The sequence below is a fragment of the Marinobacter sp. CA1 genome (assembly GCF_020546665.1).
In the GTDB taxonomy this organism is placed as follows: Bacteria; Pseudomonadota; Gammaproteobacteria; order Pseudomonadales; family Oleiphilaceae; genus Marinobacter; species Marinobacter xestospongiae.
Genome location: NZ_CP071785.1, coordinates 3,258,725 through 3,280,469 on the forward strand (window position 1 = coordinate 3,258,725; position 21,745 = coordinate 3,280,469).

Below are 21,745 nucleotides of genomic sequence, written 5' to 3' on the forward strand. Positions count from 1 at the left end.
ACCTACCCCTCACCTTCCAGCTTTAGCCATTGCCGCTCAATGTCTGCCAGCACACGGCTGAATACTCGGAACTGACAGATGTCCATGCTGGCGTAACGAATGGCCGTAATATCTGCTCCAATCACCAGATCCAGAGCTTCACCGCCGATCCCTCCGGGCGGACCGGCGTGATCGACGACGGTAATGTCGTCAATGAACATACGGAAACGCCCGTTCTGGTGGTCGATAATCAACGTAAAGTAGTCCCCCTGTTGGAACGCCTCCCCGATATTGAAGGTGCTCTGATTGCCATCCGATTCCGTGCACCAGAGCCTAAGCGATCCATCCGTCTCTAGTGACACGGTGAGGTTGTAACGGCTACCGACTTCGTCCTGCAGTCCAAACAGAACCACTCGATCATTACTCGGCAAGGTGTTGATCGATACCTTGGCGCTCAATGTCACGGCATCCGTAATGCCAACATCACCGACTACGACTCGATCTCCCGCGCCGTCGAGTCTGAGTGACGTGCCCACCGGGCCCCCAACAATCTGAGGATCACCGTCAATGGCGCCCTGAAAATTCCCGACCTGATCAACAACAACACCGCCGTCAATCGAGTCCATCGTATAGAGTAAAACCAAACCATCGACGGCACCGGCAGGCACATTGTATGGTCCCTCCGTCATCGGCCTGCAGCCTGCGGCGATGTATGTAACACCGTAATCGCCAGCAATTGGCACCTCAAACGACCAGTCTCCATTGACTGCTGGCCTAACAGCGCCCACAGCGAATTGATCAGGCCATAGAAAAATACGGACATAATCCGCGGTTATCCCCGCTACTGTCGTGACATTTCCAGCCAGTGGCATCGATTATCCTCCAAATACCGCCGACGACAGCCGCGCGGTTGCCCCGTTAAACAGTCGCGCCACGGGCTGGCCACCTTCGGTGCCGGTCTGTGGCATCTGGATTTCTCCGCCCTCGCCTTCCACGGTCACGCTGGCGTCGGACCACCAGCCGCCACCAGGGGTCTTGATGCGGGCCCACAGCGGGATGGTGCCGGTGGTGGGATCGGCACCGGTGATCTGGCCGGCGATGGGCGTTGCCAGTTGCAGCTCGATGGCGGCCTCATCGACCGAGCCTGCGGATGCGGTGAGCGTCATCACCACGATGGGTGTGCCGCCGGGTGGATCACCCGCGGCGGGCCGGGCGGTGCCATAAAGCTCAATGCGGGCGCGGTCGGCGGACTGCGGGTCGGTCTGTTGCAGCAGCGCCAGGCTGGCTGCAAGCGCGGGTACCCGGGCGGCCTCGAGGCGGGCGGCCAGGTGTTCTGGTGAAAGATCCATTGCGATCGCCTCTATCTTACGGCCGGTTGATGTTGCCCTGGGCGTACAGCTCGGTGCCGTCTTCGCCGTCGCCCACCGGTACGTCGCTCTGCTGAATCGAACGAGCCACCCAGAAATCGGCGATGGCGCCCACGGTGTTGATGCGCACCACGTTGCCGGTCTCCCAGCCACCGCCATTGGCCTGGCCCGGGATCAGCATGTAGGGCACCCCACCCTGGCCGTCGGTACCCCGGGTACGGGGGTTGATGGGGGCCACGTCGTCGCCTCCGGGGGCGTAGCTGCCGGACCACACCAAGCCCCGTTTTTCGCTGATCAGCTCCCACTGGTCAGCGGCAGCGTTGGTGCAACGCAGCACCCAGCGGTCGGTGTCGCAGCCTTCGTTGGTCACGGTGATGGGGTGATCGATCAGGTTGAGGGTGGCGGTGGCCTCTTTGCCCTGAGGGCTGTCGGACCAGGTTTCGTTCCAGGTCTCCTGATCCCAGGTTGCACTCACCCGTGCGCGTCGGTCGCCGAACAACAGGCAACTGGCGACGATGGTTTCTGAGGCCGGGAAGGGGTGGCTCAGGGGGCGGGACAGTTCCAGGTAGCCGTTGATCTGCGCGTCCGTCAGCAGCCGCAGGTCGGCCACCGTGTGACGCACGGTGATCGGCATGGCGACACCGGCAACGTCATTGAAGGTCAGGTTTCCGGTGGCACGGTCCAGGCTGTAGCCGTCCACCACCGCGTCGCCGTTGGCATCCAGTACCCGCACCCAGGCTACGCGTGGCCGGGTGGCCACCACATCGCCAGTGGCCACGGTCTGCGGTGCTTCATCCTGAGGGTGCATGATCATCACCAGGTCGCCCGACCGGTAGGTGGGTACCCGGCCATCGGACGGCAGACGGACGGCATCGATACCCACGATGTCCGCATCCAGTGGGATGTAGCGGTAGGCCACCGCGTTGTAGCGCAGGGTGCTGGGCAGCATGGGGCGCGGTTGGTAGATGTTGCCGTCGCCATCCACATTGGCCGGGTCATACCAGGGCTCGGCTTTCTGTTCCGGCGTCAGGCTGCTGTCGGGCACGAGTTTGCCGAAGGTCACCTGGGCGACACCGATGGTGTAGTCAGCGGTGCCCTGGATGTACTCGGCCACAAAGTCGCCATCCGGGTTGGCGGTGGCGATCAACTGCTCACCGTCGACGGCGGTACCTGTGATCTGCAGGGCTTCGGGTTTGAGCGGGGCGGACGCTGTGCGGAAGAAGCCAGCCGTCGTCGTCCATGAGCTATACGCCGTCAGCATACTGGTCACGCTCAACGCAGCGGCCTGACCGTCAATCCAGTAACTCAGGGTCGCTTCACTGAGGCCGTAATCAAGAGTGCCAGCATCCAGGGCGGCGCCCGTCGCCGGATCGATATCTGTGACCGCTCGACCCGCTCGATCCTGATAGACTTGGCCACCCAGCGTAAACTCAATCGACTCCGGAACCGCATCATCAGCAGAGGTTGGTGCCAGCGGGACGATTAGGGTGTCGATCTCCAGAGTCTCGGTCACCGATACCGGCGTCGTTTGGGCACCGGCAACGGTGTACTCTGCAACAACGGCCCCCGAGGAATTCAGGGAAGCGTCGTATTCCTGATTCTTATCGTCGACCCAGACGACCTCCCCTCCCTGGGCGACCATACCGATGTACTGATATCGAGCCCTTACACTCAAGGCGTCCAGTGTGATCGTGTTACCGGAAATCACCCCTATCTTTTGCTCCAGCACTCGCCTTGACGTGTCTGTCCAAATCTCACCCCCTCTAGCTCTGGCGATCACTGATGAGGACCCGAGCGGGAGTCTCAGACGCAGGGTCTCCAGATCCGGCGTCTGCGACAGCACCAGAGTGAGCCCGACGGGTAGAGTGTCCTGGCCACGCACGACATCGCCGGACGTTTGAGGCTCCAGCTTCGACGAGGTCACCAACAACTGAGCGCCACGATCTGGGAGATTCGCCACTTGCAGACTGTATTCGCCGGTGGTTCCGTCAACCGAACCAGTCGCGTCACCACTGATGTCACCTGACGCATCGGCAGTGGCCGTCTTCGTGGCGCCACCAGACGGCCACTCAAAGGACACCGAGCCCACATCCACTGGGAGGTTGTTGAGCGTGCCACGAATTTCCGGACGAGATGCATTGATCGCATCGGGACCCGACAGGCGCTGATACAGCACCTCTGTACCCCAGATAATGAGGATCATCGAGCCCGCATCGGGCAGTGCCCCCAGGGTGACGGACAGGGCCTTGGTCACATAGTCCAGGGTGCCGGTGCCGAACGCCGGATCGCTGCCCGCGAGGATGCCCGTACCATCGTCGGTGAGGGTGTACCAGTTGCCCTGGGCCATGTAGCTCAGGGACAGGGAACCCGGGGCCGGCGCTACGGGCAGGGTCTCGATCCAGTTCAGCCGGCGATTGGCCGCGGTGACCTGCCGTGCCAGGGTCTGCGCCTGTTGGGGAATCTCAACCGACCGGGTACCGGCGTTGATCGTCACGCTCAGCTCCGGGTTGAGGGGCTGGTTAACCAGGGGGGTCTCGGCCTGGGCGGAGGGCACCAGCTGGGAGAAGATCGACTCCACCCGGATGGTCCGATCACCGATACCCGCTGGTTCCGCTGTGCGTTGGGCGCTGTGGTAGCGGGTTGCATCGGCGACCGTGGTGTCCCGCAGGCGAGCCCCGGCGTTGTAGTCGTAATCGTCCTTCAGATTCACCTCGTGGCCCTCAAAGTCATGGCGCAGAGCGTCTGACAGGGACAGGGTCACGATCCACCGCACGTACTCCTGGCCGTAGCTGTGAGTGAAGGTCTGCTCCGACACTGAGACATCGGTCACCCGGACGTACTGCTCCACCTCCCCTTGCTGGTCTTCGTGCTGGACCAGGCACAGGGTTTTACCGATCGGCGGCAGCTCACTGCCCACCCGCTGGATCACCCGGATCTGACGCATGCCGGTGATGTGCTTCTCATACAGCGCACCGGGCCACATGCCGGCCTTGAACAGATAGGCCTCTACCCGGCTCGCCGCCTGGTCGCGGACATCAAACGGGTCGTTGGTGGAGAACAGGGTGTAGCCCACCGCTGGGTCGTCGGGCAGCGCGGTCACCACCATGCGGGCACTGCCGAACCGGTCGGTGCTCAGGGTACGGACCGCCAGGAACAGCTTGCGTAGCTGGAACCGCCCCATGGCCCGGTCCTGGTCGCTGACGTCCGGGAACACGTTGTTCATCGCGCCGTCGACGATCTCCAGGCCCGTGGCGGCACCGCCACCCTCTGGCACATCGTCCATCTGCTGGCTGGCGAGGATCTTGATGTTTTGCTCTTGTATGGGCATCGACTACGGCTCCACGGTGATGAATCGGAAAGTGGGGATGACCAGGTGGTCTGGACCAGGATCGACCTGGTATCGGACAGGGGTGCTTTCGTAGCCCAGGCCGTTGTGGTGAGCGAATCGCACCGTGTGGGTCTCGCCATGAAAATCCAGAACGAGCTTTAGGCCAGGTTCGTTGTGCCAGGCAATGATCTGCGCTTCGTTGCTGACCAGCATCCAGCCGCCGCGGGCTGGCGCCTGCAGGGTGATCGGCCGGCCATACAGGCTGGAAGCCGCCATGATGATCGCCGCGCCGGTCACGCTGCGGGTAACGGATTGGGCAACCGGCGACCAAGTGCGGTCGGTCCATGCCAAATCGTAGGGAATTTCTACGGTGGCTGTGCCATCGGATAGCGTAATCATTGGACCGTCCCTCGCGCTTGCTCCAATGCCCGCACAAAAGCGTCCTCATCGTCTTCAAGAAGACGAAAGGTCTCACCGTTCAGGTTCACATTTATCGTGCGAACGGTCTCGACTTGGCGCGTTGCGGAAGTGACGGGCTGATTGATCTGACGCTTCTCCTCCCGGCGCTCCCGGGCTGCTCGCTCCTGCTCACGCTGTCGATCAGCCGCCGCACGCTCCCGGGCGTTGTCTTCCTCGCGCCGGTTCTTCTGCTCGATGGCGTTGATCTTCTCCAGGGTGTCCAGGGCTTCCTGGTAGTCGGCTGCGGCGGCATCGGCGCCGGCCTGGCGCGCTTCTTCCAACTGCTCCTGCAGTCGCTTGCGCTCAGCCTCAAACTGCAAACGCTGGGCCTCTTCGGTATCGCCGCGAATGTCCGCCAGCCGTTGGCGAAGGCTATTTAGGGTGCTGTCTGCTGAATCGCTGAGGCTTTCCAACTTGCGCTTGGCGGCGTCGATGGCGCCCTGCAGGGCGCTGAGATTCTGGTCATCCAGCAAGGAGAACTTGTTCGCCGCTGTTTCACTTATGCGCGCCAGCTCCTCCATGGAGTAAGCCCCGGCATTCACGCGGTCAGTCAGGCTTTCTAGTTGCACTTGCTGCTCGTAGAACTCCTGTCGAACCCGGGCCGCCTGCAGGGCCACGTTGTTGAACCAGTCCGCGAAGGAGTTGCTCATCAGGCGTTGGCCGGCCTGAGACAGCTCGTATACCTCCTGGTTGGCTTTCTGTAGAGCGGCGGCGGCATCTTCCGTTTCTTCCACAAACGCATCGCCGCCAATCCGGACTTCCAGCAGATTCCGAGCTTCTTTACTTAGAGAAGTCACGGACTCTCTGGCCCTGGTCAAAGCTGCACCAAAGCTGTCGAATGCTCCCTCAACCTTGGTGGCAGTTTCCGAGGCAACATCGCCGGTCTCTTTCAGTTTCCCGCCGAGCTCCCGGGCCTTGTCGCCAGCATCGTCCGCGCTGTCAGTGGCGGCACGAAAGACTGCGGGCAGCGTTACTCCCAGCTCTTGCGCGGCGCGCTCGATTTCGCCGAGTTCCTCGCGATATTCGCTGGCCGTTATCTCACCACCAGAGAACGCTTTGGCAGCTTTCTCCGCCTCAGCCGACAGCCTCCCGGTCACCCCTTCCAGGGCGCCCTCAAACTCCTTGGCGGAGATCTTCCCGCTGTCCAACGCTTTCTTGAGGCTCACACCCAAGACTGGAATCGCATCGCTGCTGAGACGCCCGAGCGACGCGGTGAATGACGCTGCCAACTGCTCACCGGTGGCGCTCGGGTTGCTCGCAATTCGCTGGAATGCCTGAATTGTCTCGGCCTCAATAGTGCTCAGGCCACTCCGGAATCGCTCCGGATCAACTCCCAGCTTTCCGAGATCGTCATTCAGATCTTGTACAGCCTTCCGGGCCCGCTCCTGAATCACCTCCTGAAGCGCGTCATCAAGCTCCATGAAGTCATTGGACAGTTCGCCGACCTTCTCGCCGGTACGATCAAGCTCATTCCCAAGCTCCGCCTGGGCGCCAGTTACCTTCCCTGCATTGGCGAACATCTCGCCATAGATCTGATCAATCTCTGTCAGCTTGACCTGCATCCGATCGTAAGCTGCTGAGATGTTCTCGAGCGTGTTCGAGTCGACCGGTGTGGATAGCACCTCAAACGCAAACCGTGCCCGCTCCGCCAGCTTGGTCAGCCCCGCGGACAAGGCAATGCCAGCCTGCTCGACTTCGACAAACTCGTCTTTCAGGTAGGAGCCAATCTCCCATCCAACAAAAGCCGCACCCACCAAGGACACCGCTTTCTGCAGCTTCGACATGCGCTCGGTGACACTGTTTATCTGCGCCGGCATGGCTTTTAGCGTGGCGGACATCGTCAACAAGCTGACGTTGGCCGTCGCCACAGCCCCTGCCATTCGCACTGCAAAAGCGGTCAACGCCACAGAGCCAACCACCTTGGCAGTGGCGGCAATCTCATCGAGGTTACCGGCCATAAGCTCAAGGACGCCGGCCAGGTCGTCCACCAGGGACGTCAGTGCAGGGTTGATCGCTTCACCGGAAGCGACCTTCAATTCTTCGAAACGCTGGCCCAGGGTGTCCAATGAGCCAGCCAGCGTGCCGTCGGCCATCGCTCTGGCAACACCGCCAACCTGGTTGGCAACCTGCTCCAGGATTAACTTCTGAGCCTCTGCAACCCGGCCGGTATCAACCAGCGACTTAATGACTTCGCGCTGGCTTTCCGTGAATGAAACACCGGATCGCCGGAGCATGGACAACCCCTGATCGGGATCTTCCAGGGCGCGGCCGAGCTGCCGAGCGGCGGACTGCGCATCACCACCCATGACCTCTGCCAGATCTTTGGAAAGCTCCAGAGCCTGGCCAAACGCATCACCAGAGATGCTCTTGAACGTCAGGAGTGCAGCAGCGGCGTTCTCGAACTCTTCAACGCTGCCGAGGGTCCCCAGGGCCAGCTCCTGGGACATGGTGCGAATTTCCTGCGCGGTAAACCCTGCAGCGCCTCCGGTTGCCCGGACGACGCCTTCCAGCTTCCGCATGCGGGTTTCGTACTCTGCGGCTTCACCACTAACAGACTTGAGCGTTGCCGCGATCCCTCCAAGGGCCGCGCCGGCGGCGACAACCTTACCGATGTTGGCCCGCAGCCCCTCCATCGTGCCGCGGGTCTCATCAGCGCCTTCACGCAGGTCCTGCGTGTTGTCGGGCACTTGATCCTGCCCAGCCTTCTCCAGATCCCGAAGCTCGCCAGACAGGGCTGCTACATTCTCCAGCCCATCGACAAGCGCCGAGATCAGCAGATTGACGCGTTCATCATTACCGGCCACCGGTTACCCCCTACCCCAAACCCTGATCAGATCATCGCCATTTCGACGAACTTACTCAGGCCAGCGCCGGTGCGATTTTCATCCGCAAGCACGGTACCTGACAGCGTCAGCTCGGCGAAGTCGTCACCGCCATGGCGTTGGAAGCCAGAGGTGGGAGACAGCTTCACGCGGAAGTAAGTCGCATGGAGAGGGTTGCCGCTGTCCACCGAGTTGAGGCCTTCCCAGCGCAGCTCGAACAACTGCTGGGATGCGGCCAGCGCCTGGATCAGATACTGCGGGTTACGCTCGTAGGTGGCCTTGAGCGGCACCATGGTTTCATCGTCTGGGTAGGCGATATTCACCGGGACGTCTTTAACGCGGATGCCGTGCGGGGTGCGATCGTAGTCATCACCAGCAACGAGAGTGGCTGCGCCGATGTGTTGCCAAACAACGGCGCCATCGGTAACTGTGCCGTTTCCGCCGGGCCATGTGGGCTCGGTTGCGCCCGTTTCACCGCCAGTGGTCGCCAGGTAGGCCTCAGTGGTGTCAACCAGCACAGCACCTGCCGCAACTTCAGTTGTGGCCGTCCAGGTGGTGTCGTCGGCAACGGCAATGGTTACCGCTTGATCCGGATCGGGTAGATACCGGAAGCCCACGCGAGTGCCAGGCCAGGACTCGACCACCTCATCAGCAACCGACTGGGCGCCGATCTTTTCGAGGTTGGCCAGGAAGCCAGCTGCGATGTTCTTCGGTGTGATGTCGTTACAGGTAGCCTCGAACGTAAAACTCGATACGTTCTCATCAACATCCAGCTCACCGCCAGCAGCGGTGGTGTAATCCTGTCGGGACTGACGATCCACCTCTATGGATTCAGTGAAGCCTGTAACGTTCCCCAGCTCGAACGGCCGACCACCGCCGATGGGCTTGAGAATGAATCGTCCGCGGCCTTTGTAACCGCGCGTGGTTGATTGCAATGCCATGGTTTAGCCCTCGTTCTTCTTCAGCGCGTAGCTGATGGTGATGGTGTGGGTGATGCCAGCGGTGTTTGAGCCACCCTCCGGATGGATGTAGTCACCGCCAGTAATCGTGATCTCCGTTGTACTGGGCAGGGCATACATACCCATCAATGCCAGCAACGCCATGGTGATGTCCTCGTCCAGCTCATCCAGGTCGGGCTCGTAGTCCCGTTCGTTGGCATCAACCAGACCGGTGACCAGAACTTCGCGAGCCTTGATCACGGCACGGGGCTTGGCTGTAACGGGGTCGCTGGCCGACGTGCTCACAGAGATCAGTGGCAATCCCGCCTGTTGCAACTCGAGGGATTCAGGGCGACCTCTAGTGACGCGGCTACCTGCGTCTGTGTGGAAACCGTTGGCTGGGCTGATGCGCTCCAGTTCCTGGATGATTCGATCCACCAACTCCGTTCCTCGAGCAGGCATTACTTGATCTCCTTTCTGGCTGCATGGGCGAACTGCCGGCTGTACTCTGCTGCCAGGTTTCGCCGGATCTCCGGCTTCAGGCCCTTGCGTACACCACGGAACACCTGATCCACGGACGGACCATACCGATGCCTGATATCGCCTCGGCCAGACCCGTTCCGGGTAAACACGCCCATAACGCCAGCGCTTTTCAGAGGGATCAGGAATGCTTTGCGCATTTTCTTCCGGCCACCACGTCGGCTGACTGAGACTGAAACGCCGGCCTGTTTTCGGCCAGGCGCGATACCGCGAACAGAATCACCAGAAGCGTTCTTCGACTTCGCCGCGCGGGCCAGTTGCTTGGCGCCATAGCGGGCAAGGCGTGTTGGACGTTTGCGGCCAGTGATTACAGCTTCTGGATCATTGATACTCGCCTTCTTGGTTACCTTCAGGTTCTGGTTGATGTAGGCGGCTTTGAGACGTACTTCTTCTCGAATCTTCTTGCTGGCCAACGTTCGGGTTTTGGAGGTGACACGGTTGACGGCCCGAAACTGCGCTTTCTCAACCGCCCGGATAGCTCCACGAACAACGCCCTGCGCCCGCTTCAGGTCTTTGGTGTTGGTATGGATGCTCATCGCAACACCACCTTGACCAGAACATCCGGGTCATCCTGGGCGGCCATCAGCTGATCGACTTGGTAGGTCTTGCCCCGGGCGATGATCGGGACCCCCTTTGCAATCGGGGGCACCTCATCCACCAGCACAGCTACCGTCACACGGCTTTCGACAACCGCGTCGTAGCTGCTGAGCTCCACCAGCTCAGTTGAAACAATGCCGCGAGCCGGCTGGCCCGCGATCGCAATGTCTTCGCCAAACAGGTCGATGGAGACTTCCGCCGTTTCCCGGGCCAGATCAACGTCCACTGCCATCCCCTTCTATCAACCGGTCCAGCTTTCCGTTGATGAGCCGCAGGTCTGTCTTGAGCTCGTCGAACTTCTTCTCGCTTCGCTGCTGATCGGAGATCCGGGACTGCTGCAGCATCTGGATGGAGTTCTCCACCAGGCTGATCCGTTCGTCCTGCTTGGACTGGTCCCGGGATACCTGGATCACCATCACCACACCCATGGCGATGACAGCCAGAGGGATGCTTCGATCAATGTGCCAACTGCGTCGATCGCTCATCGCGTCACTCATCGCTTGGGCTGGTACTCGACGTGGATGTGGTTACCTTCCAGCACCACGTCGTAGTCATCGCCCAGCGCTTCCTGGAGATCATCGGTAATGGCCTCGGCCTGGCCGGCGTCCAGGTGACGCGTCCGCAGGTCCAGGGCGTTGCCGCTGTAGTGCAGGCTGGTCGCGCTGTGCTGGCCATCCAGTGCGGAGGTGATCACGCAGTCCTTACCGTGTTTGGCGTAGACGGATTGCGCGACAACAGCCGCCAGCAGCGTTTCCGTTCCAAGGCCCTGAACGACGACTCCCTCTTTAATCTTCAGCATGCTGGGCTCCTTTACCGCTGGCGTCTTACGGCTGCAGGCGCACGAGGCCCGTTGGGGCGTCTGCGTCAGCCACGGCAGCCGAATGACCGATCAGGTGGTTGTCCGTGGCGACAGTGGTGGCCTGGGTGCCATCCCAGTAAACCTTCACGCCTTCGCCCCACGGATCAGAGCTGGCCTTGGGCAGATCCCAGGCGCCAACCGCATTACCTTCGAAAGGCTCACCCTCGGCAGCGTTGTGCACCGCGATCACGAACAGGTCGCCCACCACATAGCCGCCGCCAGACACCACGCCACCAGATGGAGCGGTCAGGGTGAGAACGTTGCCCGGCTTCACGTAATTTCTAGCCATGATTCTTTCCTCTCAGCTCTCAGGCTGGGTGATGCCGGCCTTACTGGCCGGCGTTGGTTACGGCGCCACGGTAGTCCACGGCAGTAGCGCCGAAGTCCAGGCGCACCTTGTAGCGAGTGCCGTCCACGCTGAAGCCTTCCTGCATTTCGAGGTACGGGGTTTGGTTGCCGTCCAGGAAGGAGACTTCAATCACCGGCGCTTCGGCTGCGGAGGCAAAGCCGTAGAACCGGGTACCGGTCAGGCGCGGCGTGTCGATGATGTCGCTGAACAGGCCGCGCACCTTGTTGGGCTTCTGCAGCTTGCCGGAGGTGTCCGGGTCGTACTGGGCCTCATTGATCACCCGGGCGTCACCACCCAGGCCCATGGGGACCAGCAGGCCGGAGGGGCGAATGTCCAGGAAGTCTTCGTCGCTGATGTCCTTCTGGCTGGCCATCAGAATCCGCAGATTCTCGATGGTCTCTACTGACAGAGCGCCGGCAGTTCCGATGTTGCCGTGGTCGGCATGGAACAGGGGCTTGCCATCGTCCATGGTCGGGCCAAGGCCGTTGTTCTCGTTCAGCAGGGCGTAAACAGTCGCCTCAACGGTACGAGCGGCAGCGCGGCCCAGCATGCGGGACAGGCCAATGAAGGCCCCCAGGTCGTCGTTGATGATGGCCTGGCGAGTCAGGTTGATGATGTTGCCCACGGTATCGGCCTGAACGCTGGCTTTCTCGCCGTCCGGGATCGGCTTATTCTTGAACTCGCCGTTCTCGTTCACGGGGTCCAGATTGCCAAGGCTGCCCAGGCGGTACCGGTTGTGCGCCCGGAAGTCGCTCACGGAGCCGGTGGCACAGAAACGGGACCAGGTGTCCGACGCGGTGTCGTAGGCGGATTCCAGGGTGCGGTGCATCGCCTCTTCCAGCAGCACCGGGAAATCACTGGTGGATTGGGTGAAGGCACTGCCAACCAGCTTCATCTGGTCCATGCCACGAGTGTTGGTGCCCGCGGCCTCCAGGCTGTCCCGGGCCATATCGAGCAGCTTGTAGCCGCGATACGGATTGTTCTGATCGGCTTTGATGCCTTCCACGCCGGCACGGGCCAGCAGGGCTTCGACACCTGCGGCGCGCTTTACGTCGCGCTCATCTTCAACCACAACCACGCGGCCCTGCACGGGCTCGGCGCCGGCAGCCAGCTTGGCGAGGATCTTCTCGCCCGCCTGCTCAGGGGTGCAGTTCATATCGCCCAGGCAGGTGGCCATCAGGTCGTTCAGGTCCTCACGGCCCTTGAACAGGTCAAACTTGGCTTTCACGCCATCACGGCGGGTCTGTTCTTGCTGCACAAATTCAGCGCGCAGCTCCGCTTCGCTTTTTGCCTGCGGTTCAGCCGCCGGCGGATTCACGGGATCAGGCATAGCTGGTTCCTCTGGTTTCGGTGCGGCGGCTGCCGCTGGCTTGGGTGCAAATCGGGGGAATCGGGACAGGTCGAACGTATTCTCAATGCTTGCGGCAATGGGCAGTTCAGCGGTGACCTGGTTTACGTAGCCGGCGGCCTCGGCCTCCTCGGCTGTGTACCAGTGGTCTTCGCCATCGTTCATCAGGTCCATGAACTCGCTGGCGTCCTTACCGGTGCCCTCGGCGTAGGCGTTGGCCATCGCCTGGGCGTGCTTGTCCATCACATCAGCGGTTTTGCGCATCTCAGTGGCGTTGCCGATGGAGAAGCCCCAGGGGGCGTGGATCATGAACAGAGCGTTGCGGGCCATGGAGATGTTGTCGCCCGCCATGGCGATCAGGCTGGCGATGCTGGCCGCGATGCCGTCGATCTCGACGTTTACCGTGGCCGGGTGGCGCTTGAGGGCATTGAAGATGGCCAGGCCGTCGGTAACGGAGCCACCAGGAGAGTTAATGCGCAGAGAGATGGTTTCAGCATCCAGTGCCGCCAGTTCGCGGACGAACTTGGCCGCTGCGACGCTTTCATCGTCCCAGCTGTCGCCGATGTCTCCATAGATGAAGATCTCAGCACTTTCAGCTTTGGCTGCACTGGCTTTGATTGAGAAAGGCGATGGGGTCGGCATATCTGCATCCTGGTGTTCGAATGCAGATAGCCTCTCAGGCGGGGCGCGACATTTTTACCCGGGGGATGTCGCGGATTCGTGCAACCCAATAGGCCAGCAAGCCAGTAACGGTGCTGGCTGCGGCAAGTATGGTCAGGTGTGTTTCTTCAGGTATTTCTGAGCAATGCCCACAGCCGCCCCGCCCAGCAGCGCCGACTGTACAAGGCCGATCTGGGAGGCGCTCAAGAAGTGGTAACTCACCGGGGCAAGCAGGTGGAAAAGCAGAACCACTACAGCAGCAGCCAGCCCCAGACTGACCGCAACAACAAATAGCAGGGCCAGCTGATTCAGCAGGCCCTTGACGGTTTCAGGAAACATGCAGTCACCACGCTCTCGGTAAACCCAGTCAGGCACAGCCCCGCAAAGCGGGGCTTCACGGGATCAGCTGTGCAGATGGCGCCGGCCCACCTCGCCAATCTGGTGGAGGTAGCTGGCTTCAAGCGCCGAACCCAGGCTGTTTACCAGCCCCAGATAGGATGGCTTGCCTTCGTGTAGGTGGTCCCACACCCTCAGCAGCGGCTTTGACTCCAGGGCTTGATAAGCGATGTAGAGGTTATTGAGATCGCGGATGGCTTCGCGGTAGTGTGCCAGCAGCACATGTAGCTTCATCTCATCCGCAGGCGCAAGGGTAATCCCTGGCGCTGGCTTTCCGGCCTCAATGAACTCGCCCTCGATGGCGTAAGCCGCAACGAAGTTCCGGGCGCTGTCCAGTTGATCAGCCGGGATATCGGCAGCGGACCGAACGCCGAAGGCGGAATGGGTTTGTGACCAGAGTTTCGCTGTGGCGCTGCGCCGGGCTGCTGCCGGCAAATTGGCAACCTTGCCTCGAACAAGAGCTTTTAACTTCTGAAGCCCAGCTACCCCTATGGTCTCTTCGCCGATAGATGCAGCATCCTCAGGTGCAACTTGGCGCAGCCGCTTCTCGCACTCGATGAAATAGCGGCGGGCTTGCCGACCTCTATCGTTCCGCTCAACCATCGAAAGTTCCTTCGCCATATCCAGTGTGACGCAAAATTCGCGGCGCCGGCGGCCGCCAGTGCTTTTACTCAACTCAGAGTAAAAGTCCTCGCCTGCCGAAAACCCGTATTCGGCAATCCGGCGAGAGATCCAGTCGTTGAAGCGGGCGTCCACCTCAAGAAATCGGTGCAATGCCCGGGCGTCCACCATCTGCTGCTTTTCGTTGTTGATGCTTCCGGCGAAAACCGGAATCACCTCAATTGTGCTATCCTCAACATGCGTTGACATACGCGTACTCCGATGTGCCTGCGCCAACAGGCGGTTGGGTTAATCGTGGCCTTGGCCAGCAGCCTTGGTCACGATTTTCAATTCTACCGACTTTTTTGGCCCGTGATCGGGGTCTGCACCTCTCATCAAAATCACGCAGCCTCCCCTTTCCGATACTTTCCCAACAGCTCCCGATCCTGCATAAGTCTGCGCCCCAACTCGTTGATAGCGCTGATGTGGTAAGCCTTGATGGTCCCGTACGACGAATCCTCTACAGCCTCAACCTCCAGCCCCAGCTCGTCCGATATCGCCCTGAGCTTCTTTCCAACCTGCTGGTACATAGATCGGGATATCAGGAACTGATCCTCCAGCCACGGAATTGCCTTCACAGTCTTCCAGTCCGTCGCCACGCCGAGTTGCTGCTGCAGCTGATTGGCCCTGCGCAACTCAGCAGAAGCTTTCGCCATGGCTGTCGCCTCACGCTTGCTGCCGATCCAGGCTTTTGTCCGCGTCGCCTCGTCCAGCTCGGCTGTCAGGCGCTCCCGCTCTTCCTCTGCCTGAATGACCATTAATGCGAGGTCTTTTCTGCTGGGCTCCACCGCCTTTAGGTTGCCGGTGCGGTAGTCCATGAACACCTGATTCACCTTCAGCTGGAATGCAGCACTAATCCACCCAGCGTACGAGATGGCCAGCAGTTCGTGAGCGAAAGTTCCCGGTGCCTTGCCGCCCTTAACCACATTGACTGATTTCTGAGCTAACCCCGAATTCGGGGTTTGAGTTTCGAGTTCTACAACGAGATCCCTTGCAGCCGCATTCTCCAGCCACTTATTAGGGGATTTGTGTTTTCCAAGGCCGCTGGCCCGATGAATCGCATTCAGATTAAACCTGCCATGCTCATCCACAGCGATCTCAACGCCGGCCACTACCGGTAGCCCTGTCCTGATGTCAGTTACGTTGGTCATGACACTTGCCCCTCGTTCTGAATTGCCTTGCGAACAAGGTCGTTAATGATCCAGGTCTGACTGCGCTCCTGATCCCTGGACTGCCGCTCAATCCACTTCTTGCACTCAGGCTGGAATCGCACCTTCACTTGATTTTGGTCTTTTTTCACAGCTCTCTCCTCAACAAATTGGACCTAATTGGTACCGTACCTTTTAGGTCCATTGTCGTCAACACCTAAATGGTCCATCATTCCGCCATGAAACAGACCGACCCCCAGTACAAGTTGAGGCTGCCGCAGGCGCTCAAAGAGAAAATCGAGCAAGCATCCAAGGCAAATAACCGCTCTATGAATGCGGAGATTGTCGCGCGATTGGATGCATCATTTGCGGCCGAACTCTCTCCAGATGAAGACCTTCCGGATGCTGAGTCGCTCAATGCGACCGCAAGTGCAGCAATTGAAAACATGAAAGCAATCATGTGGAAGGCGGTGGTCGAGAGGATTATTGAAGCCTCTAAGGTGGGGCTAGACTCCGTCTATATGGGGATAGAGGAAGTGCCTGGCGCGAACTCAGAACGCCCGCAGCATCAAGAAATTTTCGCCAAAGTTCGACAGCAGCTCGAGGCAAAGGGGTACAAGGTGCTGATCCATGATTTGAATTACTTTGAGATCATCTGGGGCTAAGCGCCCAAGTTTTTCAGTTCGGGCCCGCCAGGCTTATAGGCTTCTCTAGAACCCTGGCGTCCCACTTCAGCCTAATCGCACCAACTGATGTGCAACCTCCAGTTATCAACTGACCGGCTCCTTAATGTCGGGAGCTTTCTGACTTTTCCGCCATGACGCTGAGGCTGAAGCACTTGATCCAACTGCATGCTTTTACATAGTTTTGCACACAGCGCTTAGGTTATTGGATACTTTGTCACGAACTCAGGAAGGAACCACAGAGGAACAAGAAGTGGCAAAATCGAACGGTACACGTTATCCCGCACTAAGAACTATTGCTGCCTGGTACAAAGCTTTTGGCTACCTTGTGGGCGGCATTCTCGCGCTATCTGGCGTCATTTCTCTCGTTAAGAGCGACGGTTTCGCCGTAGGTATTGGCTTGGTAGTAGGCGGCGTTGCATTCGCGATTCTGTCGATCGCGGTAGCTGAGATAATCGCCGTGTTTCTGGATACTGAGAGCAGCACCAGAAGCAGCGCTGAATCATTGCAGAAACTGGTTGAGCTTCAATCGGCGCCACCCAAACCGCCAGCCCCAGCGGCGCAGCGCCCAGCACCAAAACCAACACCGCCACCACGGAAGGCCACCGCCTCTCAAGAAGAGAGCATCCGCAAGCTAATTCGAAATCTGAGCGCCGACGGTCGCAGCCCAGACCAAATCGCCTTCGAACTGCGCAAAGAAGGGATGCCGACGCTTGGTTCCTCCACCTGGACAACCGAGGCCGTTGAGGCCGCACTGGCCGGAAGCTGACCGTTTCACTCTGACGAGGGCGGATCGCCGCCCTCATCCGCATACTCTGCCATAGCCCCTTTCCAAGCCGCGTTCGAGTCGAACACCAGCCCTTTGCTTTCGCAGTCTTTGCGGTGGTTCTCGATCTGGTTGATCACGTCGGCCGGGTTCACGCCCCGCTTGCGCATCACTTCCACTTCTGAGGCGAAGCCGGCACGGACCAGTTTCACCCAGGCGTTGGCTTCCTTCAGCGGATCAATCCACGGCAGCTGTTGCCCCACGTAGAGCGCGTCATCTGCTGTGCCAGGCACCACGTCGTCAGGCATTGGGACCACGCCCGAAAGGTGGGCAGTACGAACGAAGGATTGCCAAGATGGCTCGATGAAGTTGCCCACGAACTCATCCGTCAATGCGGCGTAGTGCACAAACTGCTCGATCAGCTCCTGGCGCTGGGCGGAGAAGTTGCCGTTGTAGTCCCGGGCGATGCTGCTGTAGGTTGCGCCAACCCCTGCTGACAGCGCTTTGAGCTGGCCTTGCCGGAAGGTGACCAGGTTGGGGTTGGGCCGCTTTGAGTCGATCAGCCCGATCTCTTCCCCGATCTCCAGGTTGTCGATGATCGCGCCCGGCTCCAGGCTGATCTCCCGCGGCTGGATGTTGCCCTCGCTGTCTCTCGGCAGCTCATCCGCTTTCAGGGAATCCGGGTTGCCTCGCTTCACGTAGGCCGTGAGCATCGCCGCGATCTTGGCGGCCACGCGTTCGCTTTCCTCATAGTCCTTGATGTCTTCAAGGCGGGTGATCACGCTGGCGAACTCAGACACGCCACGCAGCTGGCCGATGCGGTCCGCCACGGTGATGTGCAAGATTCGATTGGCGGCAATGCGTTTGACGTCGTTGCTGGAAGCGAGCATCAGGCCGTCTGTGGGGTGGTGCTTGTGAACCCAGTAGGCCCGGGGCCGGCCCCAGTCATTCAGCTCAATGCCCTGGCGAATGCCGCGGCGCGGATCGTTGAGCGAGTACGGAACCATGTCCGGCTCGAAAAGCTCCAGGGAGTATGGCACCAGGCTGCCATGATCGAGGCGCGGTACCGGGCCGATCAGCTCCTGGGCGAAGCCTTCGCCGTCCCGCAGCCAGGTTCGGCACATCAGCCGCTGTACTCGGGCCCAGTGAAACTGGTGGGTGACCTCCGGCCGGCGCTGCCAGTTGCGGTGGGCTTCCAGCAGGGCCTTGGCGTAGTCGGTATGGATGGTGCCGTCTGAGCGGCGGGGCTGGGGCTCAATACCAATCCCCTTGGGGCCAACCACGTTGTTCACCAAGGTGCGCATGATGCCCTTGGCGATGTCGTGGTTTTGCTCCAGGTGCCGCGCCTGGGTGCGGATGGCAACGGCTCCCTGCTGGGTTTGCACGTTGGGGCCGCCGTTATCCCGGTAGAACTTCCGCTTTCGGCTGGGCTTTGCCGCCTCGTAATAGGCGATGAGCTTTCGGGCCTGGGCACGGCGCATGCCGGCTACGGGGTTCCACCACGACACCATTTTATCAATGGCGTTCATCAATCAAGCCTCGCCACTGAGAACGACAGCCCGCCAATGGTTGGGGCTCCCGCCTGGCGCGCCCGCTCGGCAGCAACCTTGCGCTCCCACTCCTTGCGGCCGGCGATGATCTGGGCCAGGTCGGCCCGGCCCACCTTGCGGCCTTCGAACTGGATCTCCTGCCCCCGAAGCACGGCGGCTTCGGCGGAGAGGTATTTGGCGAGCATTTCGGCGGCGGTTGGCGTGGTCATGGGTTCCTACCTGGTGAAAGCAGCCTTCACGCTACTACCCGGCGACCGACATTTTTAGGGGCCGAATGTCGCGATTTGAGACGATGCGCTCCACCTGGCGACGACTGAGGCGGAACTGCTTGGCCAGCTGCTCGTGGTTGTCTCCGGTGAACTGCTCGCAGATCAGCCGGTTTCTGGCTGTCCGGCTGGGGCCGGGGATGTAGAGCTCAGAACCCCCGACTTCGTTACGGATCTCCACGGCGATTTCATCCGCCAGCACGGCGGCGGCCACCTCGGTCATCTTGAAGCGGCGGGCCAGTGATGCCGTCAGAATTCGGTGGAGTTCGACGGCGGTGTCCAGGTCTCGGTTCAGTGTAGTGATCATAGGCGCTCGCTCCACTCAGATCGGCCGATGCTGGATCGGCGGGGTTTTCTTGCAGGCGCAGGCTTTCTGGCCCGGCGTTCGTCTGCGCTCTCGCGCTCGCTGTTGGATAGGATTGGTCTGGCCCAGGGTTGCGCCGGTTTCTCCCAGTTGATGCGGTCCGCGCCCAGGTAAAGGGCACCGGCCCAGATCATGGCGCACAGGTCGATGGCCTCATTCCGCTTGCGGACTTTCTTCCATCTGCCGGTGGGCTCCCGAACCTCGGCGCGCATCTCGTCCCAGAATGCCGCTCCCAGCCAGACGGGGAAGTGAATACGGGCAGCACCATCGGTGGCCCGACGGGAGGCGTTGTAGACGGCATCCTTCAGGAGGTTGGGGTTACAGAGAAGCTGGGGAACGTCCTTGCGGTTCTCGTCACCGATGCGGGTTTCCTTGAGGATCGGGCCCGATAAAGAGCTGCCGCCCTTGTACAACCGGATGTGGCTTCCCTGCCCCTGCTTGCGCAGCGAGCGCCAGAACTTCTTGGCATTCTCGGAAACGCCATCCTCACCGCCCAGGTCGCAGACCAGCAGCCGGGGGCGCAGCTCCTGCCCTTCGATCTGGGTTCGATATGTTGAGGCCAGCACGCGCTGGTTCAGCATGTCCCAGTCTTCCGGGTAGCTGGCCGGATCAATGGGCGCCTTGCCGCCATCAACACCGGGCCGGTCGCTTTCGGTGATCTCATAGCGATCCACCAGCCATTGCTCCATCGCAGGGCCGAAGGCGTGCACCTGGACCACAAAGCGAGCGTTCTGGCCGCCCTGCACGTCGGCCGCCGCGATGAGGAACCGGGCCTGCTCGGGCACCACGAACCGCGGGAAGTCTTCCGCCATATCGGCCAGATCCCGCTTTCTGACTTCCTCGCGAAGCGCCATGGGCAGGTACGGCATGGCCTGGTCGGTGTTCACCGTCACCCGCAGTGATTCTTCGTCGCCGGCGGTGGCGTACCCGCGCAGCGCCTGCAGGTAGCGCAGGATCAGGTTCTGCCAGCCCTGGTATGCGGCAGCGGCTCCGCCCAGCCAGTAGCTGGCGATACTGGACTGCAGGCCGTCATCTGACTTGATACCGGACCGGCTGATCTGCTGGCCATCTCGCAGCCAGGCACCGGCATCGTTCATGCGCTGCTTGTGCTTGGGCTCAATCCCACAGCCGCAATGCGGGCAGAACACCACCGCATGCTCGGTGGCCAGGGCCGACAGGTCCGCAGTGCGGACAGCGCTGAGCAGCTCCAGCTCATCGGGCAGACCGGCGAACAGAGCCAGGCCCGGCTTCACCTGGAAGTACTCGCCGCAGTGGACGCAGGGCCAGTAGTAGCGGCGGCGGTCCCCGCGGTTGTAGATGCCCAGAATGCCGCCGGTGGGCGGGGCCTCGTGCTCGGTGGCCGGCCGGTGGTTCGGGTCGGTGATCGGCTTGCCCGGTGACGACTCCACCATGCACATGCCCCGGCTCAGGAACGTGGTGGTTCGTTTGAGGCCCAGCTGGTAGGCGCTGCCTTCGCCATCGACGTTGTCTGGCATGCGGTCGTAGTCTGTCAGGGCAACGTACCGGTAATCGGAGCTCGCCAGCTGGGTGGCTGACGGCCAGCCGATCTTCAGCCACATGCCGTGGCGAAACAGTTTGTCGTGCGTGTTGTCGTCAGTCGCTCGGGCACTGAGCAGCGCGCTGAGGTCCGGGCTATGGCGTATCGCTCGGTCTATCCGGGTTTTGGAATAGTCGCGGGCCTTGTCCTGGGTCATCTGCACTATCAGCATGTCGCCCGGGTCGCATGTGATCGTGTGGCTCATCCAGCCATCCAGCAGACCCATGGTCTTTCCTGATCGAGCGGGGCCGACGAACACCACGGCTTCATGCTTCCGGCTGGCCAGGGTATTCATGGGCTCAACCATGTACGGTGTCTCGGCTGCCGACCAGAAGCCGGTGTAACCGCCCGGCTGAACGATCTTCAGGCTCTGCGCCGCGCCTTCCGCCACGGTGACCCGCCGCGGTGGCCGGAAGGCCTGGGCGGCTCCGGATACGATCGGCAGTGCGGTTCCGTAACAGCCCATCAGGCGGTCTCCTGCTCTTGTGTTTCCAGCGCGCCCAGCTCCACCAGCTTGTCGGCCAGCGCTTCCATTTCAGCATCCAGGGTGTGCTCGATGGCCTCGACAATCTCCGGGGTGCAACCAGTCCGGCGCTCGATGTTGTCCGGCAGGCCACGCAGGCCCTGGGCGATTGCACTGAACGCGGTGGCCACCACTCGTTCCACTTCCGCGCTGGGGATCAGCTCCCGGTCCTGCACCTGCAGCTCCCGGCGCTTGCTCTCTGATTCGTACCAGGCTTTGCGGTCCTGGGGCGTCATGGTGTCTGGGTCTTGCCCCTCCGGCTGGTCCGCCTTGGAGAAACGCCAGTCCGCGACCCGCAGCGCATCGAACACCCAGGGACGGCCAGGCGCTCCGCGCTCTTCCACCGGGCAACCGCGGCGGCACCAGCCATCCACGGCCTGCACTGATACGCCGAAGAGCTCAGCCAATTCAGATTTGTTCAGCCTGCGAAGCTGCTGAACCTTGGACAGCTTAACCACCGAGCTCAAAGGCAGACCCCAACAACAACCCCATGCACACCGAAAAACTCTCGAAACCTGCGGTTCCGCGCCCCCGTACGGCTCTCGCTCCCGGGAGGACCCATCCCGATTTTCGAGAGCACCTCAC

The 21,745-nt window shown here is 61.0% G+C and carries 24 protein-coding genes; 2 read left to right on the plus strand and 22 right to left on the minus strand.

All coding sequences use genetic code 11. The annotated features are described in order from the left end of the window. Positions 1-2: 2 nt before the first annotated feature. The 17 genes from J2887_RS14805 to J2887_RS14885 form a co-directional block, all read right to left on the minus strand. A complete protein-coding gene (locus tag J2887_RS14805) occupies positions 3-851 on the minus strand; it encodes a LamG domain-containing protein (RefSeq protein ID WP_227171868.1) in 849 nt (282 codons plus the stop codon). A gap of 3 nt (positions 852-854) precedes the next feature. Next, a complete protein-coding gene (locus J2887_RS14810) occupies positions 855-1,328 on the minus strand; it encodes a hypothetical protein (RefSeq protein ID WP_227171869.1) in 474 nt (157 codons plus the stop codon). Between the two features lie 16 nt (positions 1,329-1,344). Further along, on the minus strand, positions 1,345-4,674 hold the full coding sequence (locus J2887_RS14815; RefSeq protein WP_227171870.1) for a hypothetical protein: 3,330 nt from the start codon (positions 4,672-4,674) through the stop codon (positions 1,345-1,347). A gap of 3 nt (positions 4,675-4,677) precedes the next feature. Then, positions 4,678-5,073, minus strand: a complete 396-nt coding sequence (locus J2887_RS14820) for a hypothetical protein (RefSeq protein WP_227171871.1) — start codon at positions 5,071-5,073, stop codon at positions 4,678-4,680. After that, complete coding sequence (locus J2887_RS14825) at positions 5,070-7,937, minus strand: phage tail length tape measure family protein (protein ID WP_227171872.1); 2,868 nt, start codon at positions 7,935-7,937, stop codon at positions 5,070-5,072. Before J2887_RS14825 ends, J2887_RS14820 begins: the two co-directional genes overlap by 4 nt. A 26-nt stretch (positions 7,938-7,963) precedes the next feature. Continuing rightward, entirely contained in the window at positions 7,964-8,896 is a 933-nt protein-coding gene (locus J2887_RS14830; RefSeq protein WP_227171873.1) for a hypothetical protein, read from the minus strand. Between the two features lie 3 nt (positions 8,897-8,899). Further along, positions 8,900-9,355 (minus strand): hypothetical protein, encoded by a 456-nt coding sequence (locus J2887_RS14835; RefSeq protein WP_227171874.1) that lies wholly within the window; start codon positions 9,353-9,355, stop codon positions 8,900-8,902. Next, entirely contained in the window at positions 9,355-9,969 is a 615-nt protein-coding gene (locus tag J2887_RS14840; protein ID WP_227171875.1) for a phage tail protein, read from the minus strand. The genes J2887_RS14835 and J2887_RS14840 overlap by 1 nt, the downstream gene beginning before the upstream one ends. Beyond that, entirely contained in the window at positions 9,966-10,262 is a 297-nt protein-coding gene (locus J2887_RS14845) for a hypothetical protein (RefSeq protein WP_227171876.1), read from the minus strand. Before J2887_RS14845 ends, J2887_RS14840 begins: the two co-directional genes overlap by 4 nt. Then, positions 10,246-10,515, minus strand: coding sequence for a hypothetical protein (locus tag J2887_RS14850; RefSeq protein ID WP_227171877.1), 270 nt, complete (start codon positions 10,513-10,515; stop codon positions 10,246-10,248). The genes J2887_RS14845 and J2887_RS14850 overlap by 17 nt, the downstream gene beginning before the upstream one ends. A gap of 8 nt (positions 10,516-10,523) precedes the next feature. Further along, complete coding sequence (locus J2887_RS14855) at positions 10,524-10,829, minus strand: hypothetical protein (protein ID WP_227171878.1); 306 nt, start codon at positions 10,827-10,829, stop codon at positions 10,524-10,526. Positions 10,830-10,854: 25 nt separating this feature from the next. After that, positions 10,855-11,178 carry a DUF2190 family protein gene (locus tag J2887_RS14860; RefSeq protein ID WP_227171879.1) on the minus strand — a complete coding sequence of 108 codons (324 nt, stop codon included), beginning with the start codon at positions 11,176-11,178 and terminating at the stop codon, positions 10,855-10,857. A 40-nt stretch (positions 11,179-11,218) separates the two neighbouring features. Continuing rightward, positions 11,219-13,228, minus strand: coding sequence for a ClpP-like prohead protease/major capsid protein fusion protein (locus J2887_RS14865; RefSeq protein ID WP_227171880.1), 2,010 nt, complete (start codon positions 13,226-13,228; stop codon positions 11,219-11,221). Positions 13,229-13,360: 132 nt separating this feature from the next. Further along, positions 13,361-13,585 (minus strand): hypothetical protein, encoded by a 225-nt coding sequence (locus J2887_RS14870; protein WP_227171881.1) that lies wholly within the window; start codon positions 13,583-13,585, stop codon positions 13,361-13,363. Between the two features lie 63 nt (positions 13,586-13,648). Then, positions 13,649-14,512, minus strand: coding sequence for an antA/AntB antirepressor family protein (locus tag J2887_RS14875; RefSeq protein WP_227171882.1), 864 nt, complete (start codon positions 14,510-14,512; stop codon positions 13,649-13,651). 131 nt (positions 14,513-14,643) lie between these two features. After that, the gene (locus J2887_RS14880) at positions 14,644-15,453 is read right to left on the minus strand and encodes a KilA-N domain-containing protein (RefSeq protein WP_227171883.1); all 810 of its coding nucleotides are present in this window, start codon (positions 15,451-15,453) and stop codon (positions 14,644-14,646) included. Beyond that, on the minus strand, positions 15,450-15,602 hold the full coding sequence (locus tag J2887_RS14885) for a hypothetical protein (RefSeq protein ID WP_227171884.1): 153 nt from the start codon (positions 15,600-15,602) through the stop codon (positions 15,450-15,452). The genes J2887_RS14880 and J2887_RS14885 overlap by 4 nt, the downstream gene beginning before the upstream one ends. Before the next feature lie 87 nt (positions 15,603-15,689). On the opposite strand from J2887_RS14885, the gene J2887_RS14890 reads away from it, so the two are divergent. Next, the gene (locus J2887_RS14890; protein ID WP_227171885.1) at positions 15,690-16,115 is read left to right on the plus strand and encodes an Arc family DNA-binding protein; all 426 of its coding nucleotides are present in this window, start codon (positions 15,690-15,692) and stop codon (positions 16,113-16,115) included. A 271-nt stretch (positions 16,116-16,386) separates the two neighbouring features. Further along, on the plus strand, positions 16,387-16,902 hold the full coding sequence (locus J2887_RS14895; protein WP_227171886.1) for a recombinase family protein: 516 nt from the start codon (positions 16,387-16,389) through the stop codon (positions 16,900-16,902). A 5-nt stretch (positions 16,903-16,907) separates the two neighbouring features. On the opposite strand, the gene J2887_RS14900 is transcribed toward J2887_RS14895, so the two are convergent. The 5 genes from J2887_RS14900 to J2887_RS14920 are packed head-to-tail and all read right to left on the minus strand — an operon-like array spanning position 16,908 to position 21,567. After that, positions 16,908-18,428 (minus strand): phage portal protein, encoded by a 1,521-nt coding sequence (locus J2887_RS14900; protein WP_227171887.1) that lies wholly within the window; start codon positions 18,426-18,428, stop codon positions 16,908-16,910. Further along, the gene (locus tag J2887_RS14905; RefSeq protein WP_227171888.1) at positions 18,428-18,658 is read right to left on the minus strand and encodes a hypothetical protein; all 231 of its coding nucleotides are present in this window, start codon (positions 18,656-18,658) and stop codon (positions 18,428-18,430) included. Before J2887_RS14905 ends, J2887_RS14900 begins: the two co-directional genes overlap by 1 nt. 34 nt (positions 18,659-18,692) lie before the next feature. Then, complete coding sequence (locus tag J2887_RS14910; RefSeq protein WP_227171889.1) at positions 18,693-19,022, minus strand: Mor transcription activator family protein; 330 nt, start codon at positions 19,020-19,022, stop codon at positions 18,693-18,695. Then, positions 19,019-21,103 (minus strand): phage terminase large subunit family protein, encoded by a 2,085-nt coding sequence (locus tag J2887_RS14915; RefSeq protein ID WP_227171890.1) that lies wholly within the window; start codon positions 21,101-21,103, stop codon positions 19,019-19,021. The genes J2887_RS14910 and J2887_RS14915 overlap by 4 nt, the downstream gene beginning before the upstream one ends. Further along, positions 21,103-21,567 carry a DUF1441 family protein gene (locus J2887_RS14920; RefSeq protein WP_416381869.1) on the minus strand — a complete coding sequence of 155 codons (465 nt, stop codon included), beginning with the start codon at positions 21,565-21,567 and terminating at the stop codon, positions 21,103-21,105. The genes J2887_RS14915 and J2887_RS14920 overlap by 1 nt, the downstream gene beginning before the upstream one ends. Positions 21,568-21,745 lie beyond the last annotated feature (178 nt).

What these genes read in the sequence shown, in the direction of transcription:
- J2887_RS14860 (WP_227171879.1), bottom strand. Translation starts at nt 11,178, where the DNA reads ATGGCTAGAAATTACGTGAAGCCGGGCAACGTTCTCACCCTGACCGCT.
- J2887_RS14850 (WP_227171877.1), bottom strand. Translation starts at nt 10,515, where the DNA reads ATGAGCGATCGACGCAGTTGGCACATTGATCGAAGCATCCCTCTGGCT.
- J2887_RS14905 (WP_227171888.1), bottom strand. Translation starts at nt 18,658, where the DNA reads ATGACCACGCCAACCGCCGCCGAAATGCTCGCCAAATACCTCTCCGCC.
- J2887_RS14890 (WP_227171885.1), top strand. Translation starts at nt 15,690, where the DNA reads ATGAAACAGACCGACCCCCAGTACAAGTTGAGGCTGCCGCAGGCGCTC.
- J2887_RS14840 (WP_227171875.1), bottom strand. Translation starts at nt 9,969, where the DNA reads ATGAGCATCCATACCAACACCAAAGACCTGAAGCGGGCGCAGGGCGTT.
- J2887_RS14865 (WP_227171880.1), bottom strand. Translation starts at nt 13,228, where the DNA reads ATGCCGACCCCATCGCCTTTCTCAATCAAAGCCAGTGCAGCCAAAGCT.
- J2887_RS14835 (WP_227171874.1), bottom strand. Translation starts at nt 9,355, where the DNA reads ATGCCTGCTCGAGGAACGGAGTTGGTGGATCGAATCATCCAGGAACTG.
- J2887_RS14845 (WP_227171876.1), bottom strand. Translation starts at nt 10,262, where the DNA reads ATGGCAGTGGACGTTGATCTGGCCCGGGAAACGGCGGAAGTCTCCATC.
- J2887_RS14870 (WP_227171881.1), bottom strand. Translation starts at nt 13,585, where the DNA reads ATGTTTCCTGAAACCGTCAAGGGCCTGCTGAATCAGCTGGCCCTGCTA.
- J2887_RS14815 (WP_227171870.1), bottom strand. Translation starts at nt 4,674, where the DNA reads ATGCCCATACAAGAGCAAAACATCAAGATCCTCGCCAGCCAGCAGATG.
- J2887_RS14880 (WP_227171883.1), bottom strand. Translation starts at nt 15,453, where the DNA reads ATGACCAACGTAACTGACATCAGGACAGGGCTACCGGTAGTGGCCGGC.
- J2887_RS14820 (WP_227171871.1), bottom strand. Translation starts at nt 5,073, where the DNA reads ATGATTACGCTATCCGATGGCACAGCCACCGTAGAAATTCCCTACGAT.
- J2887_RS14830 (WP_227171873.1), bottom strand. Translation starts at nt 8,896, where the DNA reads ATGGCATTGCAATCAACCACGCGCGGTTACAAAGGCCGCGGACGATTC.
- J2887_RS14910 (WP_227171889.1), bottom strand. Translation starts at nt 19,022, where the DNA reads ATGATCACTACACTGAACCGAGACCTGGACACCGCCGTCGAACTCCAC.
- J2887_RS14855 (WP_227171878.1), bottom strand. Translation starts at nt 10,829, where the DNA reads ATGCTGAAGATTAAAGAGGGAGTCGTCGTTCAGGGCCTTGGAACGGAA.
- J2887_RS14900 (WP_227171887.1), bottom strand. Translation starts at nt 18,428, where the DNA reads ATGAACGCCATTGATAAAATGGTGTCGTGGTGGAACCCCGTAGCCGGC.
- J2887_RS14915 (WP_227171890.1), bottom strand. Translation starts at nt 21,103, where the DNA reads ATGGGCTGTTACGGAACCGCACTGCCGATCGTATCCGGAGCCGCCCAG.
- J2887_RS14875 (WP_227171882.1), bottom strand. Translation starts at nt 14,512, where the DNA reads ATGTCAACGCATGTTGAGGATAGCACAATTGAGGTGATTCCGGTTTTC.
- J2887_RS14805 (WP_227171868.1), bottom strand. Translation starts at nt 851, where the DNA reads ATGCCACTGGCTGGAAATGTCACGACAGTAGCGGGGATAACCGCGGAT.
- J2887_RS14810 (WP_227171869.1), bottom strand. Translation starts at nt 1,328, where the DNA reads ATGGATCTTTCACCAGAACACCTGGCCGCCCGCCTCGAGGCCGCCCGG.